The following is a 22,078-nucleotide window of genomic DNA, read 5'->3' as shown; positions in this document are numbered from 1 at the left end:
CCCGACATGTTTTGCAAAGGGACAAGGATGGCGGTAATCCGCCCGGCGTGAAGCACCTTAGTCGCGGCTCAGGCCAATACGAAACGCGGCGCCGCCCAAGGGCGAATCTTCGAGGGTGAGACTGGCGTCATAGCTGTCGATGATGTCCTTGACCACCGCCAGACCGATGCCCTGCCCCGGGTTCTGCCGATCCAGGCGTTCGCCGCGCTGCAGGATGCGTTCGCGCTGCGCCGGCGGCACGCCAGGGCCATCATCTTCGACGCACAGTTCAACCTGTGTGGGTTGATCACGCAGGCTGACACGCACCTGGCTCAAGCACAGGCGGTAGGCGTTTTCCAGCAGGTTGCCAAGCAGCTCCAGCAAAGCGCCCTGCTCCATCGGCACCACGGCGTGTTCGGGAATATCCAGGGTGACTTTGACTTGCTTGTCGCGGTACACCTTGGCCAGGGTGCTGCACAGGCTTTCCAGCAATGGCCGCAGCAGCACCTGGTGACGCACCAGGCCGCTCTTGCGCAGGCTGGCACGCTGCAGCTGGTAGTCGATCTGCTGGCTCATGCGTTCGATCTGGCTTTGCAGGATTCGCGACTGCTCGCGGTCTTCGCGACGCTGGCCCAGGCTTTCACTCACCCCTTGCAGCACTGCCAGCGGGGTTTTCAGGCTGTGGGCCAGGTCGCCCAATGAATCGCGGTAGCGTTGGCGCTGTTCACGCTCACTGCGCAGCAGCCGGTTCAGCGAGCCAGTCAGGCGCAGCAACTCCCGCGGGTGTTGCGCACTGAGCCCTTCACGGGCACCGGACTCGACATCGTCCAACTCGTGGCTCAATTGGCGCAAGGAACGCAACCCCCAGGTCAGACCGGCCCAGAGCAACACCAGCAAGGCCAGCAGCGCCGCACCAAAGCCCAGGTACAGGCGCTCACGCAGACCATTGAGGGTTTGCTGGTACTCACGCACCGGTTGCAGGGCAACGATACTGAAGGCGGCGGTTTTGCCGCCGAGCAGCTTGACCTCGACGTCGTAGACAAAAAACTCCTCACCATCGTCCTGGCGGATCCGCGCAAATTCGTTACCACGGCCGTCATAGCGCGGGGTGTAGTTGATGTTTTCATCGGCGGTCGCGCGTGAACGCCAGACCAGATTGCCCTGGCGATCGTAGATGTAACCGAGCAAGCGGCTGTCTGGCAGGTTGAATTGTTCATCGGGAAGCAACATCGGCATCTGCAGCTGGTTATGCTCGATGCGTGCCGCAGAAATCAGGGTGGTCACGTCTGACGCCAGGCGCTTTTCGATCGCCTCCTGCAACGCCAGGCTGAAGGTCTTTTGCAAGGCCGGCAGCAGCGCCAGCATGAACAACACGGCCAGCAACGCCGCCGCCGCCATCAAACGCAAGCGCAGCGAGCGGATCATCGGCAGCGCTCGGTAAACAGATAGCCCAGGCCACGTACCGTATCGATCGGTTTGAAGCCGTTGTTGCCCTCAAGCTTGCGCCGCAGACGGCCGACCAGCACTTCGATCACATTCGGATCGCGCTCATCGTCATCGGGATACAGTTGCTCCATCAAACGGTCCTTGGCCACCACCTGCTGATGATGGCGCATCAGGTACTCCAGAATGCGGTACTCATAGGCCGTCAGCGCCAGCGGTTCATCGTCGAGGGTTGCCTGCTTACGGTTCAGGTCCAACAGCAATGGCCCCGCGGCGATGGTCGACTGCACGAAGCCACTGGAGCGACGCAACAGGGCATTGAGGCGCGCCTCCAGCTCTTCGAACTGGAACGGCTTGACCACATAGTCGTCCGCACCGGCCGCCAGGCCTTCGACCTTGTCTTGCCAGTTGCCGCGCGCGGTGAGGATCAGAATCGGGAAACTCTTGCCCTGGGAGCGTAATTGACGGATCAGGTCCAGGCCGCTCATGCCTGGCAGGCCCAGATCGACCACCGCCAGGTCATGGTTGTATTGCTCGGCCTGGTACAACGCCTCGTCGGCATCTGCCACGGCCTCAACCACGTGGCCGCTTTCACTCAAGCGGCTGTACAAGTGATGACGCAGCAGCGCTTCGTCCTCAACCACCAGCAGTTTCATAGCTTCCTCCCTAATACACACCTGCGGCAACCTACCTGGCGCCTGCAGCATAACAGCGAACCGGCCCTGCCCCTGCACAGCCGGTTCGGCGCGTCTGATCAGCGGCTCAGAAGGCGTAGTTGGCCGACAGATAGGTTTGCGCACTGCTGTCCAGGCGCAGGGTGCCGATCTTCGAACCGCCATGCTCGACCAGCTCGGTGCTGGCATTGCTGCGCAGGTAACGGTAGCCCAGTTCCACCGAGGCATTGTCGGTGACCTGTTGCAGCACACCGGCCTGCAGGCCTACGGCATAGCCGGTGTCGGTGTCGCGGCTATAGCCGGACGACTCCTGGCTGAGCTTGGTGACACCGGCGCTGGCGCCGCCGAACAGTTTGGTGCTGTTACCCAGCGGGTAGAACATGTCGTAGCTGCCGAGCAGGTTTTCCTGACGCATTTTCAGGCCGCTATGGTCGTTGGAAACGTTGTCATAGGTGAGGTAGTAGCGGCGCTGGTCATTCATCTGCCCGACACGGACGCCCCAGGTGTCGTCTTTGCTGATGATGCCGTCGGTGTTGAGGTGATCGGTATTGCTGCTGAGCAGGCCGGACTTTTTGATCTTGTCGCTGGTCTGGCCGTAAGTGACACCGGCGAAGGTCGTGTCAGCTGCCTGGACAGCAGCACTGGCGCCGAAAAAGGCGACGGCGAGGAACAGCGTGTTGAGCGCTTTCATAAGGTTTACTCCTGGCAATGTGCCGTTTGGGTGTTGAAGCCAGAGTAAGGAAAACTGCCTGAACGACCGCTGAACCCTCGCTGAACCTGAGCTGAACAACCTGGTAGGAGCGGGCTTGCCCCGCGATTCGATTCCACTGACACACCGCAATCGCGGGGCAAGCCCGCTCCTACCGGTTCTGTCCTATGGCACAATGGCGCGCATGAAGCCACTCCCCACCTGTTGTGCCCCGCTGCTGCACCATTGGCCCCTGCCGCGCCCGGTTCCAGGGGCGGTGTTGGTCAGTTGCCCGTTCGATCCGGCCTTGCTGGCCAGCGACGATTTCGCCCGCGCGGGCATCGAGCAAACGCCAAGCCTGCAACGCTCGGTCGCCAAGCGTCAGGCCGAATACCTGGCTGGACGTGTGTGTGCACGTGCGGCGCTACAACGCCTGGATGGCCGTGAATACGTGCCCGGTACCCACGAAGATCGCTCGCCAATCTGGCCGGTCGGCATCAGTGGTTCGATCACCCATGGCAAAGGCTGGGCCGCCGCCGTGGTGGCACACAGCAGTGACTGTCAGGGGCTGGGGCTGGATCAGGAATGCCTGCTCAGCGACGAACGCGCCGAACGCCTGGCGCGGGAAATCCTCACTGAAGCGGAATTGGCCAGGATGGATGCCAGCCAGCTGGGCTTGACCGTCACCCTGACCTTTTCCCTCAAGGAAAGCCTGTTCAAGGCCCTCTACCCTATCGTCCAGCAGCGTTTCTACTTCGAGCATGCCGAAGTGCTGGCGTGGACCGCCGACGGTCATGCGCGCCTGCGCCTGCTCACCGATCTGTCGGCGCAGTGGCATAAAGGACGGGAACTTGAGGGGCAGTTTTGCCTGCAGGATGAGCAGTTGCTCAGCCTGGTCAGCGTCTGAGGTTCAGTCGAGCAATGGGCAGTGCTCGCAATGCCCCACCCATTCCACCTTGTAGCTCAGGCAACAGCTGCGGCGTCGGCGCCGACCTGAGGCATCCAGGCTGACGGCCGCATACAACGGGCTATCGACTGAGCTCAGCAAGCGCGCCAATTCACCGGTATCAGCGTCGGCACGCTGCAACGCCTGATCCAGGCAATCGCCGGCATTGCCCCAGAGCACCCGAGGCATCAACGGGCCCAGCGCCGCCAGACGCGCCACCAGCGGCTGCAGATGAGACACCATGATCGCTTCCAGTCCTTGGCAAGCAGCGTCCTGCCCGCTCAGCGCTTGCGGCAGGCCGCGGCGGTCGAGGGTGACCTCGGTGGCATCGAACACCGGCAGCACTGCACCGCTCAGCAACATCTGCCAGACCGTCGCGAAGTAATACTTGGACCACTGCGACACCAGTACCGGCTGTTGCGCAGGCATCAGCTCAGGGCCATACAGCTCAAGCAGCAAAGGTTCGAAACGGGCCTGTTGCAGCAACTGCGGTAGCGACAGCGTGGTGCTCATGGCGCGCTCTGAGTACGCGGCCAGCTCAAGCTGAAACACGCGCCGCCCAGGCGCTCGCTGTGCCCGACCAGCGCCCGCCCGTTATGCCAATAGATGATCCGACGCACAATCGACAAGCCCAGGCCATGCCCGCCGGAGGCACGGGTACGGCTGTCATCCAGGCGGGTAAAGGGGGTAAAGATGCGGTCCCAGACATTTTCCGGGATGCCCGGGCCATCATCATCGACGTCGATCCGGCAACGCTGTACACCCAACTGATAGCTGAGGCTGACCTGTGATTCAGCATGGCGCATGGCATTGCTCACCAGGTTCTGCAGGGCGCGGTGCAGGTAACGCGGCTCGGCCTCGACCCAATGCTCCTGCGCCTCGCCGCCTGCCTCTTCCACCTGGCACGGCCCGCGCACCACCCTGACGTCGCGGCGCAGCGGCGCCAGCTCAGCAATCACCTGATCCAGCAAGGCGTCGAGGTCGACACGCTGAAAATTCAACGCCGGTGCGCCGTGTTCCAGGCGGGCGTAGGTGAGCATTTCATCGACCAGCTTGTCCAGGTCCTGGATATCGCCGTCCATGCCCAGCAGGTACTTTTCACGGGCTTGGTCATCGCGGGCGCTGGCAATCATTTCCAGACCGAAACGCAAGCGCGCTACCGGTGTGCGCAGTTCATGGGACACCGCGCGTACCAGCTCACGCTGAATCGCCAGCGAACGCTGCAAGTGTTCGGCCATGCCATTGAAGGCGGCGGCCAGGCGTCCGACCGAATCGGCGTCATCCGCCGCCACGCGGGTATCCAGGCTGCCCTGGGCAATGCGCGTGGCGGCAGTTTCCAGGCCGGACAGGCGCCGCTCCAACTGGCGCACCAGCAGATACACGATCAAGCCAATCAGGCACAGCCCCAGCAGCGCAATCAGCGCCAGCAACTGCGGTGGATAGGGGTTCATCTGGTACAGCGGGCCGATCTCCAGCACCCAGGGCGTGCCGGCCAGGCCAGCCACTACGCGGATCGAGTCACCATCCTTGCCCAGCGCCATCACTGTGTCGCCTTCATCGACACGCCGCCGCTGGTCGTCGTCCATGTCGGTCTGTTCCAGACGACGCAGACTCAGGTCAAAACCAAAACCTTTGTTCTTTTTCAGCTCGGCGAGCCGTCGCGGTTGTTCTCCAATCGGGTAGCGAACCAGTTCATCGACCAACAGGTAAATAGTCGCTCGCGCCAATTGCTCGCTGATCTGCTCCACTTCGCCGGTCAGCAGCAGGTCTTCTGTACCAATTTGGCGCATGACTTTGGCTGCATGCGGGCCGGTCTTTTCCACCAGCACCAGGCCGCGCTGCAATTGACTGCGCTGGCCACCATCGACACCGGCCACCGCCATGCTCTGCAGTTGCAGCGGAATCCCCAGCAAGCGCCCCCAGATCAACAAGGTGCGCTTGCGCTCAAGCTCGCCCAGCGGCACCAGGTTGTCAGCCATCAAGGTAAAGGTGCCATGCGCCAGACGCTCGCGGTACTGGTCGGCACGCACCTCGTTGAGCAGGTGCACACTCAGCGCCCCCAACACCGCCACCAGCACCAGCGCGGCGAGCATGCCGCCGTAGATGCGCAGGAAAATCGAATTCATCGCGCCTGGCCCATGGCCTCGGCTGCCTCGCGTACGAACAGATAGCCTTTGCTGCGGATGGTCTTGATCATCCGGGGGTGCTCCGGGTCGTCGCCAATTCGCGGGCGAATCCTGGAAATACGCACATCGATGGAGCGGTCCTGGCCGTCATAGCCGACCCCACGCAACGACGTGAAGATCTCCTCACGGGAGAGAATCCGCCCGGCGTTGCTGACCAACAACCAGAGTAAGTCGAACTCGGCGCTGGTCAGGTCGATGCGCTCATCGCGCAGCCAGGCTTCGCGCAAGCTGTTGTCTACCCGCAGCGGCCCGAACTCCAGGCATTGAGCCGGTTCGCTGGGCGCAGGTTCGGTGCGCCGCAGCAGCGCGTTGATCCGCGCCAGCAACAGCCGTGGCCGCACTGGCTTGCAAACATAGTCGTCGGCGCCCTGATCCAGGCCCTGGACTTGATCCAGGTCGTCGCTACGAGCGGTGAGCATCAGGATCGGCCCGGCGAACTGCTGGCGCACCTTACGACAGATACTCAAGCCGTCTTCATTGGGCAGCATCAGGTCGAGAATCACCAGGTCCGGCTGCTCGGCAATGATCCGTGCTGCGGCCTTGCCACCATCGCCCTCGACCCCGACGTCAAAGCCGTTGGCCTGCAGGTACTCGCGGGTCAGATCGGCCAGACGCTGGTCATCCTCGACGATCAATACCTGACTGCGCTGCTGCTCCACGGCTCACCTCGACGGCTTGTTGTTATTGAAAGCGTGCCTTGAATATTGCTGCACCAAAAGGCAACACCGGCCCCGGATACTACGTCGGGCACCGACGCCTGCCAACCGTCGCCAGCAGCGCTGATACAGCACAACGCAGAATGCTCGGAAGGCCTACAGATTTGTGGTAGGGTGCGCGCCCGAAAAATTCCACCTGGATAACCGCTGTCAGTGAAAAAAGGGTGACGGACGGTCATCTGGCGCTAAGACGCGGCCTACAAGGCGTTGGCGAAAATCACTCACAAACTACGCACAAGTTATCCACAGAGCACCAACTTGCAATACCCCCGAGACCGCATTATCTTGTATCCCCATTGAAACAAAACACTACATCTTGGGGTTTGAAGCAAATCCCAAGCACAAGTCAAGCAAAGAACTCAAGCCCTTAAACGGTGCTTTTTTGCCTGAACTTTAAACGGAATCAGCAGCCAAACCGCTCCTGCGGAGGCGACCGATGCAAACCCTCGGAGGGTGTTGTTTCGGGTACGGGTGTTGCAAGCCATCGGCACACCTGACAGCAACAGTTTTGAGTCGTGGATTCAGAACCTTTGACTTCGGCCAGGGAGCGGCAAACGATTGCCCCTTTTTTCCTGATCTGTCCCGAAGTGAGTATGCCCGACCTGGTCGGCATGCCAGAGCGCCGTGCTCTTGTGTGCCATCGGCGTCGGTTGTTGAGCTTTCGGACGGAACGGTTGGCGCCCACAAGGCGCCTAAACAAACTTAGAGAACGTGGAGACACCCATGCAAACCGACACAACTCGCGAGAACCCGCAGGCCAAGGCGCCGCAGGCCGCTGATTCGAACCAGGATCTGGCTGCTACCGCCCCAGGCCAACTGCGTGTGATCAAGCGCAATGGCACTGTCGTCGCCTACACCGACGACAAGATCACCGTGGCCATCACCAAGGCGTTCCTCGCAGTTGAAGGCGGCACCGCTGCTGCCTCGTCGCGCATCCACGACACCGTTGCCCGTCTGACCGAACAAGTCACTGCAACCTTCAAGCGTCGCATGCCTTCGGGCGGCACCATCCACATCGAAGAAATCCAGGACCAGGTCGAACTGGCCCTGATGCGTGCCGGTGAGCAAAAAGTCGCCCGCGACTACGTGATCTACCGTGACCAGCGCGCCAAAGAGCGTGCGACCCGCGTCCACGCCGAAGACAGCAACGTGCAGCCGCACCCAAGCATCCGCATCACCCTGGCCGACGGCAGCCTCGCGCCGCTGGACATGAACCGCCTGAACACCATCATCTCCGAGGCCTGCGAAGGCCTGGCCGAAGTCGATGGCGACCTGATCCAGCGCGAAACCCTGAAGAACCTCTACGACGGCGTGGCCATCAAAGACGTCAACACCGCCCTGGTGATGACCGCCCGTACCCTGGTTGAGCGTGAGCCGAACTACTCGTTCGTCACCGCCCGCCTGCTGATGGACACCCTGCGTGCCGAAGGCCTGGGCTTCCTCGGCGTGGCCGACAGCGCCACCCACCACGAAATGGCCGAGTTGTACGCCAAGGCCCTGCCGGCCTACGTCGCCAAAGGCGTCGAATTCGAACTGCTGAACCCTGCCCTGGCCGACTTCGACCTGGAAAAACTGGGCAAGGCAATCAACCACGAGCGCGACCAGCAGTTCACCTACCTGGGCCTGCAGACCCTGTACGACCGTTACTTCATCCACAAGGATGGCGTGCGCTTCGAGCTGCCTCAGGTGTTCTTCATGCGTGTGGCCATGGGCCTGGCGCTGGAAGAAAAAGACAAAGAAGCCCGTGCGATCGAGTTCTACAACCTGCTGTCGTCCTTCGACTACATGGCTTCGACCCCGACCCTGTTCAACGCCGGTACCCTGCGTCCACAGCTGTCGAGCTGCTACCTGACCACCGTTCCGGATGACCTGTCGGGCATCTACCACGCGATCCACGACAACGCCATGCTGTCGAAATTCGCCGGTGGCCTGGGCAACGACTGGACCCCTGTGCGTGCACTGGGCTCCTACATCAAAGGCACCAACGGTAAATCCCAGGGCGTCGTACCGTTCCTGAAAGTGGTCAACGACACCGCCGTTGCCGTTAACCAGGGTGGCAAGCGCAAAGGCGCTGTGTGTGCCTACCTGGAAACCTGGCACCTGGACATCGAAGAATTCATCGAACTGCGCAAGAACACCGGTGATGACCGTCGTCGTACCCACGACATGAACACCGCCAACTGGATCCCTGACCTGTTCATGAAGCGTGTCTTCGATGACGGCAAGTGGACCCTGTTCTCGCCGAACGAAGTACCTGATCTGCACGACCTGACCGGCAAGGCCTTCGAAGAGCGCTACGAGTACTACGAAGCCCTGACCGAGTACAACAAGATCAAGGTGTTCAAAACCATCCAGGCCAAAGACCTGTGGCGCAAAATGCTCTCGATGCTGTTCGAGACCGGCCACCCATGGTTGACCTTCAAGGATCCGTGCAACCTGCGTAGCCCGCAGCAGCACGTGGGCGTGGTCCACAGCTCGAACCTGTGCACCGAGATCACCCTGAACACCAACAAGGACGAGATCGCCGTCTGCAACCTGGGCTCGATCAACCTGCCGAACCACATCGTTGACGGCAAGCTGGACACCGCCAAGCTGCAACGCACCGTGAACACCGCCGTACGCATGCTCGATAACGTAATCGACATCAACTACTACTCGGTACCACAAGCGCGCAACTCGAACTTCAAGCACCGTCCGGTTGGCCTGGGCATCATGGGCTTCCAGGACGCGCTGTACCTGCAGCACATCCCTTACGGTTCCGACGCTGCCGTCGAGTTCGCCGACAAGTCGATGGAAGCGGTCAGCTACTTCGCCATCCAGGCCTCCTGTGACCTGGCCGACGAGCGTGGCGCCTACGAGACCTTCCAGGGCTCGCTGTGGTCCAAAGGCATCCTGCCGCTGGATTCGCAACAGATCCTGATCGAAGCCCGTGGCCAGAAGTACATCGACGTCGACCTGAACGAAACCCTGGACTGGGCACCGGTCCGTGCTCGCGTACAGAAAGGTATTCGTAACTCGAACATCATGGCCATCGCGCCGACCGCGACCATCGCCAACATCACCGGCGTATCGCAGTCCATCGAGCCGACCTACCAGAACCTGTACGTGAAATCGAACCTGTCGGGCGAATTCACCGTGATCAACCCGTACCTGGTTCGCGACCTCAAGGCCCGCGGCCTGTGGGACGCGGTCATGATCAACGACCTGAAGTACTACGACGGTTCGGTACAACAGATCGAGCGTATTCCGCAGGAGCTCAAAGACCTCTACGCCACCGCGTTCGAAGTCGAGACCAAGTGGATCGTCGACGCTGCCAGCCGCCGTCAGAAGTGGATCGACCAGGCGCAGTCGCTGAACCTGTACATCGCTGGTGCTTCGGGCAAGAAACTCGACGTCACCTACCGCATGGCCTGGTACCGTGGTCTGAAAACCACCTACTACCTCCGTGCCCTGGCGGCGACCAGCACCGAGAAGTCGACCATCAACACCGGCAAGCTCAACGCCGTGTCCAGCGGTGGCGACAGCGCCCCGGTCCAGGCAGCAGGCCCAGCGCCAGTGCCGAAGGCCTGCGCGATCGACGAGCCGGATTGCGAAGCCTGCCAATAAGGCAGTCTCCCTGTGGGAGCGGGCTTGCCCCGCGATAAGTCCCCTCCCACAGTACAAAGAAGAAGGTCAGGGCCCACCCTGACCTCCTCCGCGGAGCCCCGCTCCCGGAAGCATTCCAAGTTTTTGCGTGCACCGCCGTACCTAACCGCAAGCACCGCAACCAAGATCCACCGGCCATACTGAATATGGCCCTCAAGCAGGAGACCCACCATGCTGAGCTGGGACGAATTCGATAAAGACGACAGCGAAGAAGCTGCCAAAGGCGCCACTGCCACTCAAGCCGCTGCCGCTGGTATCGACAAGCTGGACAACGCCGGTGGCGTAGCCGCCCTGGAAGCCCGCGCCGTGACCGCCGATGACTCGGAAGCCGTCAAGCGCGCCAAGGCCGCCCTGGACAAACTCGACATCGCCGAAGGCCTGGCTGAGCTGGAAGGCTCTTCCGCCCGCGTCGCGGTTGATGAAAAGCGCATGATCAACTGCCGCGCCGACCTCAACCAGCTGGTGCCCTTCAAGTACGATTGGGCCTGGCAGAAGTACCTCGACGGCTGCGCCAACCACTGGATGCCGCAAGAGGTCAACATGACCGCGGACATCGCCCTGTGGAAGAGCCCGGAAGGCCTGACCGACGACGAGCGCCGCATCGTCATGCGTAACCTCGGCTTCTTCTCCACCGCCGACTCGCTGGTTGCCAACAACCTCGCCCTGGCCGTGTACCGTTTGATCACCAACCCGGAATGCCGCCAGTACATCCTGCGCCAGGCCTTCGAAGAGGCGATCCACACCCACGCCTACCAGTACTGCATCGAATCGCTGGGCATGGATGAAGGCGAGATCTTCAACATGTACCACGAGATCCCGTCGGTCGCGAAAAAAGCCGCCTGGGGCCTGAGCTACACCCGTGCGATCTCGGATCCGGAGTTCAACACCGGCACCGTCGAAACCGACAAAGAACTGCTGCGCAACCTGATCGCCTACTACTGCGTTCTGGAAGGCATCTTCTTCTACTGCGGTTTCACCCAGATCCTGTCGATGGGCCGCCGCAACAAGATGACCGGCGTTGCCGAGCAGTTCCAGTACATCCTGCGTGACGAATCCATGCACCTGAACTTCGGTATCGACGTGATCAACCAGATCAAGATCGAAAACCCGCACCTGTGGGATGCCGAAATGAAAGAAGAAGCCTCGCAGATGATTCTGCAGGGCACCCAGCTGGAAATCGAATACGCACGCGACACCATGCCGCGCGGCGTACTGGGCATGAACGCAGCGATGATGGAGGACTACCTCAAGTTCATCGCCAACCGTCGCCTGTCGCAGATCGGCTTGAAGGAAGAGTACCCAGGTACCACCAACCCGTTCCCATGGATGAGCGAAATCATGGACTTGAAGAAAGAGAAGAACTTCTTCGAGACGCGGGTTATCGAGTATCAGACTGGTGGTGCGTTGAGCTGGGATTGATTCCTTGCTCCGCAGGCGTTCACGATCAGCTGAACCCGTAGCCTAAGAAACTGAGCCACCTCAGCCACACGCTGAGGTGGTTTTTTTTTGGCTCTTCACGGAATGCCCGGTGAAGGGTTGGCTTTGCGAACTGTGAGCGTCATCTGAACGAGCGGGTACGCAAAAGATTCAAGCTTCAAGCTGCAGCTATTGTGCAATGCTGCGCCTCACAAGCCCGTCATTCGAAGGTCAAGCATGCAGTTCACTCACCTGTCAGTTGCGCGCAAACTCAAGTTCTACCAGTTGATGGTATTCGACCAGGTCCTGCAGAGCGGCTCCTTGCTACGCGCTGCCCAGGCACTGAGCCTGACCCAACCTGCGGTCACCAAGATCATCCACGAGCTGGAATCCTACTTCGATGCACCGTTGCTGGTCCGTGGTAACCGGGGTGTCAGAGCCACACCATTGGGCGAACTGGTAGTGCGGCGTAGCAAATCGCTGCTTGCCGAACTGCGCTCACTGACGGACGAGGTCAATGCCTACCAGGAAGGCACCTCGGGACATGTGCTGGTTGGCACCCTGATCTCCGCATCCAGCTCGCTGCTACCGCGTGCCCTGCAACTGCTCAAACAACGAGCACCCAAGGTGCTGGTATCACTGCGGGTCGGCCAGATGGACCAGTTGTTCCCGGCCCTGTCCGTGGGCGAGGTCGACCTGGTGGTGGGGCGTGTACCAGACGACTGGCGTTGGTACCAGGAATCGTCACAGTTGGAGGCGCAAGTGCTCTATGGTGAGGAGTTATCCGTCGTCGCTGGCGCGAATCACCCGCTAGTTGGCCAGAACCCGGTCAACCTCAAGGCCCTGCTCGAGTATCCCTGGGTACTGCCAACGCGCGATTCGTTGCTCCGCCGCACCGTCGATAGCCTGTTCGACGACGCCGGACTGACGGCACCACCGAACGTGGTCGAGTCCTTATCGATTCTCACCAACATCAGCCTGATGCAGGACCAGCAAACCGTCGCCGTTATGCCGCTGGAAGCGACCCGGCAATTTACCGGAGCCGGACTGCTGACCACCCTGGACCTGGGTACCCACCTGCAATTCGGCGACATCGGCTACTTCCAAACGCGCAACCGCGAGCTGGGGCCGGCAGCCCGGCTGTTCCGCGAGTGCCTCGAGCAGGCTGCCCAAGAGCAACATGGCGAACTGCAAGGCTAACCGCCAGAAATTCCATTTGCTAATACCTGACGGCAATTCTTTCATTACTCGCTTATAGGAAGACCCCATAGACTCCTCCGAAAATCCAAGAATCGGAGGTTACCGTGCCCAATCCCTTGCCCCTGCTGTGCCACTTCGTGAACGGAAAGTTCGTGGCGACCGCCTCGACCTTTGACAAGGTGTCTCCCATCGACGGTCGCACCCTGGCCCGGGTCTGCAAGGCCGACGCGGCACTGGTGGATAGTGCAGTCACTGCGGCCAAAGCTGCCCAGGAGGGTCCCTGGGCCAGCTACAGTGCCAGCCAGCGAGCTGACGTCCTGCTGCGCATCGCCGAAGGCATCGAGCGCCGCTTCGAGGAATTCGTCGCGGCGGAGGTGGCCGATACCGGCCGCCCCGTACAGCAGGCCCGGACCCTGGATATCGCCCGCGGTGTTCACAACTTTCGCACGTTCGCCGAACTGATTCGCCAGGCCGGCGGCGAGTACTTCGAGATGCGTACCGCCGATGACAGCGATGTCTTCAGCTACACGGTGCGCAAGCCTCACGGCGTCGTCGCCATTATTTCGCCCTGGAACCTGCCGATGCTGCTGCTCACCTGGAAGGTGGCGCCTGCGCTGGCCTGTGGCAACTCGGTAGTGGTCAAACCCTCGGAAGACTCGCCCACCACCGCCACCCTGCTGGCCGAAGTCATGCTGGAAGCCGGCGTGCCAGCGGGCGTGTTCAACTTGGTGCATGGTTTTGGACCGAACTCGGCCGGCGAGTTCCTCACCCGTCACCCCGATGTCGACGCCATTACGTTCACCGGTGAGTCGCGCACCGGCGCCACCATCATGAAAGCGGCCGCCGAGGGCGTGCGCGAGGTATCGTTCGAACTGGGTGGCAAGAACGCTGCCGTAGTCTTCGCCGACTGCGACTTCGACGCTGCCGTCGCCGGCGTGCTGCGCTCCAGCTTCACCAACGCCGGCCAGGTATGCCTCTGCTCGGAGCGGGTCTACGTCGAACGGCCAATCTACGAACGCTTTGTCGCTGCCCTCAAGGAGGGCACGGAAAAGCTCAAGATCGGTTACCCGGACGAGGACGGCGTCAACATGGGCTCGCTGATCTCCCACCAGCACCGTGACAAGGTTCTGGGCTACTTTGAACTGGCCCGCCGCGAGGGCGCTACAGTCGTCACCGGTGGCGGCGTGCCACACTTCGGCGATGCCCGAGACAATGGCGCCTATGTGCAGCCAACCATCTGGACTGACCTGCCCGATGACGCCCACTGTGTGCGTGAGGAAGTCTTCGGCCCGGTCTGCCACGTCGCCCCGTTCGACCGCGACGAGGAAGTGATCCGTCGTGTCAACGACTCCGCCTATGGCCTCGCCGCCGCCGTCTGGACGACCAATCTCAAGCGCGCCCACAAGGTGTCCCGCCAGCTGCGCGTCGGCATGGTGTGGGTCAACACCTGGTTCCTTCGTGACCTGCGCACGCCCTTCGGCGGTGCGCGACTCTCCGGCCTGGGTCGCGAGGGTGGCCGTCACTCTCTGGACTTCTACTCGGAAGCCACCACCATTTGCGTCAACGCCTGAGCAGGAGTACTCCCATGCATGCCGTCCTCCTCGAAGCCGCCGATCTCCTGCGCCAGGCGCAGCTGAGCGGCCAGCCCTGCCCGCCGATTCGCGAGTTCATCGCCGTCGCCCAGGCTGATGAACCGAATGCCGAGGCAATAGCCCTGGCCTACGCCGTGCAACGTCACAACAACCAGCTCGCGCTGGCCGCCGGGCGCCGCCCGGTGGGCCGCAAGATCGGCCTGACCAACCCGGCGGTGCAAGCCCAGCTGGGGGTCGACCAACCGGACTTCGGACTGCTGCTGGCCGACATGGCCCGCAACGACGACCAACCAATCGCCTGGGCCGATTGCGCCCAGCCCAAGGTCGAGGCCGAGATCGCCCTGGTGCTGGAGCACGATCTTCCCCATGAACGCCATACCGTGGCCGACCTGATCCGCGCTACCGCCTTTGCCCTGCCGGCGATCGAAGTGGTCGGCAGCCGCATTGCCAACTGGGACATCACGCTGGTCGACACCATCGCCGACAACGCTTCGTCCGGCCTGTTCGTGCTCGGTACCCGTGCAGTGAAGCTGGACCAGTTGGATCTGGTGCGCTGTGGCATGAGCATGACCCTACGCGGTGAGCCGGTGTCCGTCGGTGCTGGCGCTGCCTGCCTGGGCAACCCGCTGAACGCAGCCGTCTGGCTCGCCGACACCATGGCTCGACTCGGCGAGCCGCTGCGAGCCGGCGACATCCTGCTTACCGGGGCGCTCGGCCCGATGGTCGCGGCCCAGCCGGGCGATCAGTTCACCGCCCACATTCAGGGCCTGGGCAGCGTCAGCGCCACCTTTGCCAACCGGTGTTAAGAGGAGCCCCCATGAGCAAGAAACTCAAAGTCGCCATCGTCGGCTCCGGCAACATCGGCACCGACCTGATGATCAAGGTAATGCGCAACGCACAGTATCTGGAAATGGGCGCCATGGTCGGTATCGACCCGGCGTCAGACGGTCTGGCGCGTGCAGCACGAATGGGCGTGCCCACCACCCATGAAGGGGTCGAGGGCCTGACCCGCCTGCCAGTCTTCAACGAGATCGACTTCGTCTTCGATGCCACCAGCGCCGGTGCCCACGTGAAGAACGACGCCTTGCTGCGCAGCCACAAGCCCAGCCTGCGCCTGATCGACCTGACCCCGGCTGCTATCGGCCCCTATTGCGTGCCGGTGGTTAACCTGGAGCAGCACCTGCAGGCACTTAACGTCAACATGGTCACCTGCGGTGGCCAGGCGACTATCCCGATGGTGGCGGCCGTGTCGAGAGTAGCCAGGGTGCACTACGCCGAAATCGTCGCCTCGATTGCCAGCAAATCCGCCGGCCCAGGTACCCGCGCCAACATCGACGAATTCACCGAGACCACCAGCAAGGCCATTGAGGTGATAGGGGGTGCCGCCAAGGGCAAGGCGATCATTGTCATGAACCCGGCCGAACCGCCAGTGATGATGCGCGACACCGTATTCGTGCTGTCCGAGGCCGCCGACCAGGCCCGCATCCAGTCCAGCGTGGAGGAAATGGCCGTCGCCGTGCAGGCCTACGTGCCGGGGTACCGCCTGAAGCAGAAAGTGCAATTCGACCTAATCCCCGAGTCCACGCCGCTGAACATCCCCGGCCACGGACGATTCAGCGGGCTGAAGACCTCGATTTTCCTCGAGGTGGAAGGCGCTGCCCATTACCTGCCGGCATACGCCGGCAACCTCGACATCATGACCTCCGCCGCGCTGGCCACCGCCGAGCGCATGGCGCAATCGTTGCTGAACGCCTGAGGAACGCCCCATGAACGGCAAGAAGCTGTATATCTCCGACGTGACCCTGCGTGACGGCAGCCATGCGATCCGCCACCAGTACAGCCTCGAACAGGTCCAGGCCATCGCCCGCGCCCTCGACCAGGCCCACGTCGACTCCATCGAAGTGACACACGGCGACGGCCTGCAGGGCTCGTCTTTCAACTACGGCTTCGGCGCTCACACCGACCTGCAGTGGATCGAAGCCGCGGCCGATGTGATCGAGCACGCCCAGCTCACCGTGTTGCTGCTCCCTGGCATCGGCACCGTGCACGACCTGAAAGCCGCCTACGATGCCGGCGCTCGCTCGGTGCGGGTGGCCACTCACTGCACCGAAGCGGACGTCGCCAAGCAGCACATCGAGTACGCCCGCTCGCTCGGCATGGACACCGTCGGCTTCCTGATGATGAGCCACATGATTCCGGCCGAAGAGTTGGCCAGGCAGGGACAACTGATGGAGCGCTACGGTGCGCAGTGCATCTACATGGCCGACTCTGGCGGTGCCATGAACATGAACGACATCCGCGACCGCATGCGTGCCTTCAAGGCGCTTCTCAAACCCGAGACCCAGACCGGCATGCACGCCCACCATAACCTGTCCCTCGGTGTGGCCAACTCCATCGTTGCGGTAGAGGAAGGCTGCGACCGCATCGACGCCAGCCTGGCCGGCATGGGCGCCGGCGCCGGGAATGCTCCGCTGGAAGTGTTTATCGCCGCCGCGGATCGCCTGGGTTGGAACCACGGCACCGACCTGTATCGCCTGATGGACGCTGCCGACGACCTCGTGCGCCCGCTGCAGGACCGCCCGGTACGAGTCGACCGCGAAACCCTCGGCCTCGGCTATGCCGGGGTCTATTCCAGCTTCCTGCGCCACGCCGAAGTGGCCGCCGCCAAGTACGGTCTGAAGACCCTCGACATCCTCGTCGAACTGGGCAAACGCCGCATGGTCGGCGGCCAGGAAGACATGATTGTTGACGTCGCCCTCGACCTGTTGGCCCAGCGCCCGGAGATCCGTCCATGAGCACCGATATCGCCCGCATCGCCACCGCGCTCGACCAAGCGGCACGGCGCGCCCAACCGCTGGCGCAGTTCAGCGTTGAAACGCCCTTCTCGCTGGATGACGCCTACCGCATCCAGCGTGCTTCCATGCAGCGCCGCTACGACGATGGCGAGCGCTGCATCGGCATCAAGCTGGGCTTCACCAGCCGCGCCAAGATGATCCAGATGGGCGTTGACAGCCTGATCTGGGGCTGGCTCACCGATGCCATGCTGGAGGAAGACGGCGGCCTGGTCGATCTGGCGCGCTACATCCACCCGCGCGCCGAACCGGAAATCTGTTTCCTCACGCGCCGAGATATCGACCGCCCGCTGACCTTGCTGGAAGCGGCGGACTATGTAGAGGCATGCGCTCCGGCGCTGGAAATCATCGATTCGCGCTACCAAGCGTTCAAGTTCAGCCTGGAGGACGTGGTGGCGGACAACTGCTCCTCCTCCGGCCTGACCGTCGGCCCCTGGTCGCGAGATTTCTCCGCGCTGGCCAACGCCGGTGTGGTGATGCGCCTGGACGGCCGCGCCGTACAGGTCGGCTCCACCGCCGCGATCCTCGGCCAGCCACTGCGTAGCCTGGTGCAAGCCTCGCGCTTGCTGCACGACGCCGAACGGGTGCTGCCGGCCGGCAGCCTGGTAATGGCCGGTGCCGCCACTGCCGCCGAAGCGCTGCGCCCGGGCATGCACGTCAGCGTCGAAATCCAGGGTCTGGGCGAAAGCAGCTTCAGCCTGCGCCCCTGACCCAACCGCATAAGGAACCGCATCATGAGTGACAACCGCGCCACCGTCGTCGCCGGCAAGGCCAAGCCTCGCGGCCGCTTCCCCCACATAAAACGTGCCGGCGACTTCCTGTTTGTCTCCGGCACCAGCTCGCGTCGCCCGGACAACAGCTTCGTCGGTGTCGAAGTCGATGAGATGGGCACCACCAACCTGGACATCCGCGCACAAACCCGCGCGGTCATCGAAAACATACGTGACATTCTCGCCAGCGAGAACGCCAGCCTCGACAACCTGGTGGAGATCAGTACCTTCCTGGTCGATATAAACGACTTCGGTGGATACAACCAAGTCTATGCCGAGTACTTCGACGAAACCGGGCCGACCCGTACCACCGTCGCCGTACACCAACTGCCGCACCCGCACCTGCGCATCGAGATCAAAGCCGTCGCCTACGCGCCCCGTTCACGTTGAGATAATAATAATGAACAAGCATCACTTCAGCCCGCCGTTCAACTTCAATCGCTGGATCGAAGACCACGCCCACCTGCTCAAGCCTCCGGTAGGTAACCAGCAGATCTGGCATGGCAGCGACTTCATGGTCACCGTGGTCGGCGGCCCCAACCAGCGCACCGATTTTCACGACGACCCGGTGGAAGAGTTTTTCTACCAATTCAAGGGCAACGCCTACCTGAACATCTGGGACCGGGGCAACTATGAGCGGGTGTACCTGAAGGAAGGCGACATCTACCTGATGGCGCCGCATGTCATCCATTCGCCCCAGCGCCCCGAGCCCGGCAGCCTGTGCCTGGTGATCGAGCGCCAGCGCCCCGCCGGGCTGTATGACGCATTGCAATGGTCTTGCGCCCGCTGCGGCCAGCTGACCAAGCGCTACGAGATGCAACTGGAAAGTATCGTTACCGACCTGCCACCGGTGTACGAGCGTTTCTACGCCACCACAGATGAAGAGCGCCGCTGCTTGGAATGCGGTGAGGTCCATCCCGGCCGAGATTGGCAAACCTGGCACCAGACACTCCAGGAGTTCCACCCCGCATGAAAATTGATATCCATTCGCACTTTTTCCCCCTCATTAGCCAGGAAGAAGCCGCCCGGCTGAGCCCCGAACGCGCGCCATGGCTGCATACCGAAGGCCGCAGCGGGCAGATCATGATTGGCAACAAGCCCTTCCGCCCGGTGCACGACGTACTCTGGGACCCGGTGCGTCGCCTCGAACACCTCGACGAGCAAGGCTTGGACATTCAAGTGATGTGCGCCACTCCGGTGATGTTCGGCTACGACCAGCCCATTGCACGCGCCCTGCCCTGGGCGCAACTGATGAATGACCGCGCAGTGGAAATGGCTGCCCACGCCCCTGAGCGCCTCAAGGTGCTGGCCCAGGTGCCGCTGCAGGACATTGACGCCGCCTGTCGCGAGGCCAGCCGCGCCAAGGCCTGTGGGCACATCGGTGTGCAAATCGGCAACCACGTCGGCGAGCACGACCTTGATCACGATGGCCTGGTGACATTCCTCCACCACTGCGCCAGCGAGAACATCCCTCTGCTGGTGCATCCGTGGGACATGATGGGCCGCGAGCGCATGAAGAAGTGGATGCTGCCCTGGCTGGTCGCCATGCCGGCAGAAACCCAGCTCGGCATCCTCTCGCTGATTCTCTCAGGCGCCTTCGAAACCCTGCCCGAGTCCCTGCGCCTTTGTTTCGCTCACGGTGGTGGTGGCTTCGCGTTCCTGCTTGGCCGTGTCGACAACGCATGGCTGCACCGCGACATTGTCCGCGAAGACTGCCCCAACCTGCCCTCCAGCTATGTCAAACGCTTCTACGTCGACTCCGCAGTCTTCGACCAGCGCTCGCTCAAGCTGCTGGTTGATGTGATGGGGACCGATCGTGTGATGCTGGGCTCCGATGCACCGTTTCCGCTTGGGGAGCAGCAGATCGGCGCTGGCGTCCTGGAGCACCCGTCATTGTCTGAAAGCGACAAGCGTCGTATTGCTGGCGGAAACGCCCGAGAGTTCTTCAGTCTCTGAATTCTTTTGTTCCGGCCACTTGGCCTTTTAGCCCCGTATCCCTGATCGGATACGGGGCTTTTTTATGGTTCTTTACGGAATACTTGAAGCTTGCAGCTTGCAGCTTGCAGCCACAACATCAGACCCGAAAACTGCCGACCAGTTGTTGCAAGCGCCTGGCCTGGCGCTCCAGCTCAGCGCAAGCGCCCAGGGTGGTACGCAGGTTCTCCACACCACCTTGGTTGAGGATGTTGATTGCGCTGATGTCCAGGTTCAACGAATCGACCACCGCGGTCTGCTCCTCGGTAGCGGTGGCTACCGACTGATTCATCGCATCGATCTCAACGATATGCTGAGTCACGTTGCCAAGGCGCTCCCCAGCCTTGTTGCCGATTTCCACGCTCTGCTCGCTATAGCGCTGGCTCTCGACCATGGCAGTCACCGCCTCACGCGCACCGACTTGCAGTTCATCGATCATCGAGTGGATTTCTTGCGCAGACTCCCGCGTGCGTTGCGCCAAACCGCGCACCTCATCGGCGACTACGGCGAAACCACGACCCGCCTCGCCGGCACGGGCGGCTTCGATGGCGGCGTTGAGGGCCAGCAGGTTGGTCTGCTCAGAGATGCCTTTGATCACCTCGAGGATCTGGCCAATGTTCACCGTCTTGCTGTTGAGTTGCTCGATGTTGACGCAGGAGCTGCTGATCTTTGCCGACAGCTCATGCATCGCGGTGAGGGTACAGTCGACCACCTGACGACCACCTTCAGCCTGCTGGCGAGCATCAGAAGCCTGACGCGAAGCATCGGCGGCGTTGCGAGCGATCTCTTGAGCTGCGGCTCCCAGTTCGTTGATCGCAGCGGCGACGCTGTGGGTGCGGTTGGCCTGCTCGTCGGAATTGACCATCGACGAGTTGGACGCATCGACCAGCCGTTTGGCCAGATCGTTGAGCTGGCGGGTTGCCGAAGACACCTCGCTGATCGAGCCGTGAATGCGCGCAACGAAGCGGTTGAAGGCCTCGGCCAGTTCGCCGAACTCATCCTTGGCCTGTATCGCCAGGCGCTTGGTGAGATCGCCCTCGCCCTCGGCGATGTCCTGCATGGCGCGGCCCATGGTGCGCAGTGGCTGCATCAGCACGCGGATAAGCATGCTCAGCAGGAGGATGATGCAAACGACGGTCACCAGCGTGGCGATGAGCGCCGAGGTGCGGAACTCGCTGAGCATGGCGTAGGCCTTGTCTTTGTCCACCGAGATGCCCACGTACCAGTCCACCGTCGGCAAACCGTGTACTGGCGAGAAGGTCAGGATGCGCGTGCCTTCAGCGGATTCAACTTCGCGCAAGTCGGCGCTCGGTAACAGCGTGTCTTGCTGGTACAGGTCACGCAGGTGCTTCATCACCTTGTCCTGCTCCGGATGCACCAACACTTTGCCGTCGGCGCTGACCAGGAAGGCGTAGCCTATGCCGTCGAAATCCAGGGAATTGATGATTTTTACCAGGGTCGCCAGGCTCAGGTCACCGCCCACCACGCCCAGTAAATGCTCCTGTTGCCTGAGCGGAACGGCGATGGTCAACATCAATTGGCTAGCGGTTGCATCCTGATACGGCTCGGTAACAACCGTGCCTTGGCTATTGCGGGTGGCCACGTACCAGGGTCGCAGCCGCGGGTCGTAACCCTCCGGAGGTGGATCGTCCGACGACATCTGGAAGGTACCATCGGCTCGCCCCAGGTAGGCATGGACGAAACTGTCGCGCATCACCTGCAGTGCCAGGTGATTGCTGGCATCGTGCTCGACACCCTGCTGGGTAATGCCCTGCGCGGCCTGCTCGATCAGTGTCAGGCGCCCGCCCAGCCAGAGCTGCACGGTATTGGCGGCTTGCCGCCCAGCATTGTGCAAGCGGCTCTCCAACGTGTGTCCGAGCGCGGTCTGCAGATGTGCATCGTTATACAGTGTGAATACGCTGAAGCTGGTGACCACCAGCAGTGAGGTGGCCAGCAGCAACTTGCTGCCAAAACCGAAGGAGCGGTTCATGGGAGGC

At 62.0% G+C, this 22,078-nt stretch carries 19 protein-coding genes and 1 pseudogene; 12 read left to right on the top strand and 8 right to left on the bottom strand.

The window, feature by feature from the left end; all coding sequences use genetic code 11:
- Positions 1-57: 57 nt before the first annotated feature.
- From ACVWSC_RS07165 to ACVWSC_RS07155, 3 genes are all read right to left on the bottom strand, one after another.
- Positions 58-1,404 (bottom strand): ATP-binding protein, encoded by a 1,347-nt coding sequence (locus tag ACVWSC_RS07165; RefSeq protein ID WP_442112722.1) that lies wholly within the window; start codon positions 1,402-1,404, stop codon positions 58-60.
- The gene (locus ACVWSC_RS07160; protein WP_442112720.1) at positions 1,401-2,078 is read right to left on the bottom strand and encodes a response regulator; all 678 of its coding nucleotides are present in this window, start codon (positions 2,076-2,078) and stop codon (positions 1,401-1,403) included. Before ACVWSC_RS07160 ends, ACVWSC_RS07165 begins: the two co-directional genes overlap by 4 nt.
- A 106-nt stretch (positions 2,079-2,184) precedes the next feature.
- Positions 2,185-2,787 carry an outer membrane protein gene (locus tag ACVWSC_RS07155; protein WP_442112718.1) on the bottom strand — a complete coding sequence of 201 codons (603 nt, stop codon included), beginning with the start codon at positions 2,785-2,787 and terminating at the stop codon, positions 2,185-2,187.
- A 202-nt stretch (positions 2,788-2,989) separates the two neighbouring features.
- Between ACVWSC_RS07155 and ACVWSC_RS07150 the strand changes: the two genes are divergently transcribed.
- Positions 2,990-3,691, top strand: a complete 702-nt coding sequence (locus ACVWSC_RS07150) for a 4'-phosphopantetheinyl transferase family protein (protein WP_442112716.1) — start codon at positions 2,990-2,992, stop codon at positions 3,689-3,691.
- Between the two features lie 3 nt (positions 3,692-3,694).
- Here ACVWSC_RS07150 and fhuF read toward each other — a convergent pair whose 3' ends face one another.
- Genes fhuF through ACVWSC_RS07135 form a run of 3 tightly spaced genes read right to left on the bottom strand, consistent with a single transcriptional unit; the run spans position 3,695 to position 6,575 of the window.
- Positions 3,695-4,243, bottom strand: coding sequence for a siderophore-iron reductase FhuF (gene fhuF / locus ACVWSC_RS07145; protein WP_442112714.1), 549 nt, complete (start codon positions 4,241-4,243; stop codon positions 3,695-3,697).
- Positions 4,240-5,856 carry an ATP-binding protein gene (locus ACVWSC_RS07140; RefSeq protein WP_442112712.1) on the bottom strand — a complete coding sequence of 539 codons (1,617 nt, stop codon included), beginning with the start codon at positions 5,854-5,856 and terminating at the stop codon, positions 4,240-4,242. The genes fhuF and ACVWSC_RS07140 overlap by 4 nt, the downstream gene beginning before the upstream one ends.
- Positions 5,853-6,575, bottom strand: coding sequence for a response regulator (locus ACVWSC_RS07135; protein WP_442112710.1), 723 nt, complete (start codon positions 6,573-6,575; stop codon positions 5,853-5,855). Before ACVWSC_RS07135 ends, ACVWSC_RS07140 begins: the two co-directional genes overlap by 4 nt.
- Positions 6,576-7,355: 780 nt before the next feature.
- Between ACVWSC_RS07135 and ACVWSC_RS07130 the strand changes: the two genes are divergently transcribed.
- The 11 genes from ACVWSC_RS07130 to ACVWSC_RS07080 all read left to right on the top strand — a co-directional run bounded on the left by ACVWSC_RS07130 (position 7,356) and on the right by ACVWSC_RS07080 (position 20,063).
- The gene (locus ACVWSC_RS07130) at positions 7,356-10,238 is read left to right on the top strand and encodes a ribonucleoside-diphosphate reductase subunit alpha (protein WP_442112708.1); all 2,883 of its coding nucleotides are present in this window, start codon (positions 7,356-7,358) and stop codon (positions 10,236-10,238) included.
- A 210-nt stretch (positions 10,239-10,448) separates the two neighbouring features.
- Positions 10,449-11,696, top strand: coding sequence for a ribonucleotide-diphosphate reductase subunit beta (locus ACVWSC_RS07125; protein WP_442112706.1), 1,248 nt, complete (start codon positions 10,449-10,451; stop codon positions 11,694-11,696).
- 234 nt (positions 11,697-11,930) lie between these two features.
- Positions 11,931-12,893: a LysR substrate-binding domain-containing protein gene (locus tag ACVWSC_RS07120; protein WP_442112704.1), complete on the top strand. Its 963-nt coding sequence runs from the start codon at positions 11,931-11,933 to the stop codon at positions 12,891-12,893.
- 104 nt (positions 12,894-12,997) lie between these two features.
- Complete coding sequence (locus ACVWSC_RS07115) at positions 12,998-14,464, top strand: 2-hydroxymuconic semialdehyde dehydrogenase (protein WP_442112702.1); 1,467 nt, start codon at positions 12,998-13,000, stop codon at positions 14,462-14,464.
- Positions 14,465-14,478: 14 nt separating this feature from the next.
- The gene (gene mhpD / locus ACVWSC_RS07110; protein ID WP_442112700.1) at positions 14,479-15,291 is read left to right on the top strand and encodes a 2-keto-4-pentenoate hydratase; all 813 of its coding nucleotides are present in this window, start codon (positions 14,479-14,481) and stop codon (positions 15,289-15,291) included.
- A gap of 11 nt (positions 15,292-15,302) precedes the next feature.
- Positions 15,303-16,241, top strand: a complete 939-nt coding sequence (locus tag ACVWSC_RS07105; RefSeq protein WP_442112698.1) for an acetaldehyde dehydrogenase (acetylating) — start codon at positions 15,303-15,305, stop codon at positions 16,239-16,241.
- 10 nt (positions 16,242-16,251) lie between these two features.
- Positions 16,252-17,280, top strand: a complete 1,029-nt coding sequence (dmpG, locus tag ACVWSC_RS07100) for a 4-hydroxy-2-oxovalerate aldolase (protein WP_442112696.1) — start codon at positions 16,252-16,254, stop codon at positions 17,278-17,280.
- Complete coding sequence (locus ACVWSC_RS07095; protein ID WP_442112694.1) at positions 17,277-18,047, top strand: 2-keto-4-pentenoate hydratase; 771 nt, start codon at positions 17,277-17,279, stop codon at positions 18,045-18,047. The genes dmpG and ACVWSC_RS07095 overlap by 4 nt, the downstream gene beginning before the upstream one ends.
- Positions 18,048-18,071: 24 nt before the next feature.
- Positions 18,072-18,497 carry a RidA family protein gene (locus ACVWSC_RS07090; protein ID WP_442112692.1) on the top strand — a complete coding sequence of 142 codons (426 nt, stop codon included), beginning with the start codon at positions 18,072-18,074 and terminating at the stop codon, positions 18,495-18,497.
- 10 nt (positions 18,498-18,507) lie between these two features.
- Entirely contained in the window at positions 18,508-19,080 is a 573-nt protein-coding gene (locus ACVWSC_RS07085) for a 3-hydroxyanthranilate 3,4-dioxygenase (RefSeq protein ID WP_442112690.1), read from the top strand.
- Complete coding sequence (locus ACVWSC_RS07080) at positions 19,077-20,063, top strand: amidohydrolase family protein (RefSeq protein ID WP_442112688.1); 987 nt, start codon at positions 19,077-19,079, stop codon at positions 20,061-20,063. Before ACVWSC_RS07085 ends, ACVWSC_RS07080 begins: the two co-directional genes overlap by 4 nt.
- 118 nt (positions 20,064-20,181) lie before the next feature.
- Here the strand turns inward: ACVWSC_RS07080 and ACVWSC_RS07075 are convergent, their stop codons facing one another.
- Positions 20,182-20,946: a methyl-accepting chemotaxis protein gene (locus ACVWSC_RS07075; RefSeq protein ID WP_442114266.1), complete on the bottom strand. Its 765-nt coding sequence runs from the start codon at positions 20,944-20,946 to the stop codon at positions 20,182-20,184.
- Positions 20,947-21,039: 93 nt separating this feature from the next.
- Positions 21,040-22,071 (bottom strand): annotated as a pseudogene (locus ACVWSC_RS07070) (HAMP domain-containing protein); the annotation flags it as partial.
- Positions 22,072-22,078 lie beyond the last annotated feature (7 nt).

Source organism: Pseudomonas sp. NUPR-002 (assembly GCF_056322725.1).
This window is presented reverse-complemented; position numbering and strand designations above follow the sequence as displayed.

What these genes read in the sequence shown, in the direction of transcription:
- ACVWSC_RS07165 (WP_442112722.1), bottom strand. Translation starts at nt 1,404, where the DNA reads ATGATCCGCTCGCTGCGCTTGCGTTTGATGGCGGCGGCGGCGTTGCTG.
- ACVWSC_RS07160 (WP_442112720.1), bottom strand. Translation starts at nt 2,078, where the DNA reads ATGAAACTGCTGGTGGTTGAGGACGAAGCGCTGCTGCGTCATCACTTG.
- ACVWSC_RS07155 (WP_442112718.1), bottom strand. Translation starts at nt 2,787, where the DNA reads ATGAAAGCGCTCAACACGCTGTTCCTCGCCGTCGCCTTTTTCGGCGCC.
- ACVWSC_RS07150 (WP_442112716.1), top strand. Translation starts at nt 2,990, where the DNA reads ATGAAGCCACTCCCCACCTGTTGTGCCCCGCTGCTGCACCATTGGCCC.
- fhuF (WP_442112714.1), bottom strand. Translation starts at nt 4,243, where the DNA reads ATGAGCACCACGCTGTCGCTACCGCAGTTGCTGCAACAGGCCCGTTTC.
- ACVWSC_RS07140 (WP_442112712.1), bottom strand. Translation starts at nt 5,856, where the DNA reads ATGAATTCGATTTTCCTGCGCATCTACGGCGGCATGCTCGCCGCGCTG.
- ACVWSC_RS07130 (WP_442112708.1), top strand. Translation starts at nt 7,356, where the DNA reads ATGCAAACCGACACAACTCGCGAGAACCCGCAGGCCAAGGCGCCGCAG.
- ACVWSC_RS07125 (WP_442112706.1), top strand. Translation starts at nt 10,449, where the DNA reads ATGCTGAGCTGGGACGAATTCGATAAAGACGACAGCGAAGAAGCTGCC.
- ACVWSC_RS07120 (WP_442112704.1), top strand. Translation starts at nt 11,931, where the DNA reads ATGCAGTTCACTCACCTGTCAGTTGCGCGCAAACTCAAGTTCTACCAG.
- mhpD (WP_442112700.1), top strand. Translation starts at nt 14,479, where the DNA reads ATGCATGCCGTCCTCCTCGAAGCCGCCGATCTCCTGCGCCAGGCGCAG.
- ACVWSC_RS07105 (WP_442112698.1), top strand. Translation starts at nt 15,303, where the DNA reads ATGAGCAAGAAACTCAAAGTCGCCATCGTCGGCTCCGGCAACATCGGC.
- dmpG (WP_442112696.1), top strand. Translation starts at nt 16,252, where the DNA reads ATGAACGGCAAGAAGCTGTATATCTCCGACGTGACCCTGCGTGACGGC.
- ACVWSC_RS07095 (WP_442112694.1), top strand. Translation starts at nt 17,277, where the DNA reads ATGAGCACCGATATCGCCCGCATCGCCACCGCGCTCGACCAAGCGGCA.
- ACVWSC_RS07090 (WP_442112692.1), top strand. Translation starts at nt 18,072, where the DNA reads ATGAGTGACAACCGCGCCACCGTCGTCGCCGGCAAGGCCAAGCCTCGC.
- ACVWSC_RS07085 (WP_442112690.1), top strand. Translation starts at nt 18,508, where the DNA reads ATGAACAAGCATCACTTCAGCCCGCCGTTCAACTTCAATCGCTGGATC.
- ACVWSC_RS07080 (WP_442112688.1), top strand. Translation starts at nt 19,077, where the DNA reads ATGAAAATTGATATCCATTCGCACTTTTTCCCCCTCATTAGCCAGGAA.
- ACVWSC_RS07075 (WP_442114266.1), bottom strand. Translation starts at nt 20,946, where the DNA reads ATGGTCAATTCCGACGAGCAGGCCAACCGCACCCACAGCGTCGCCGCT.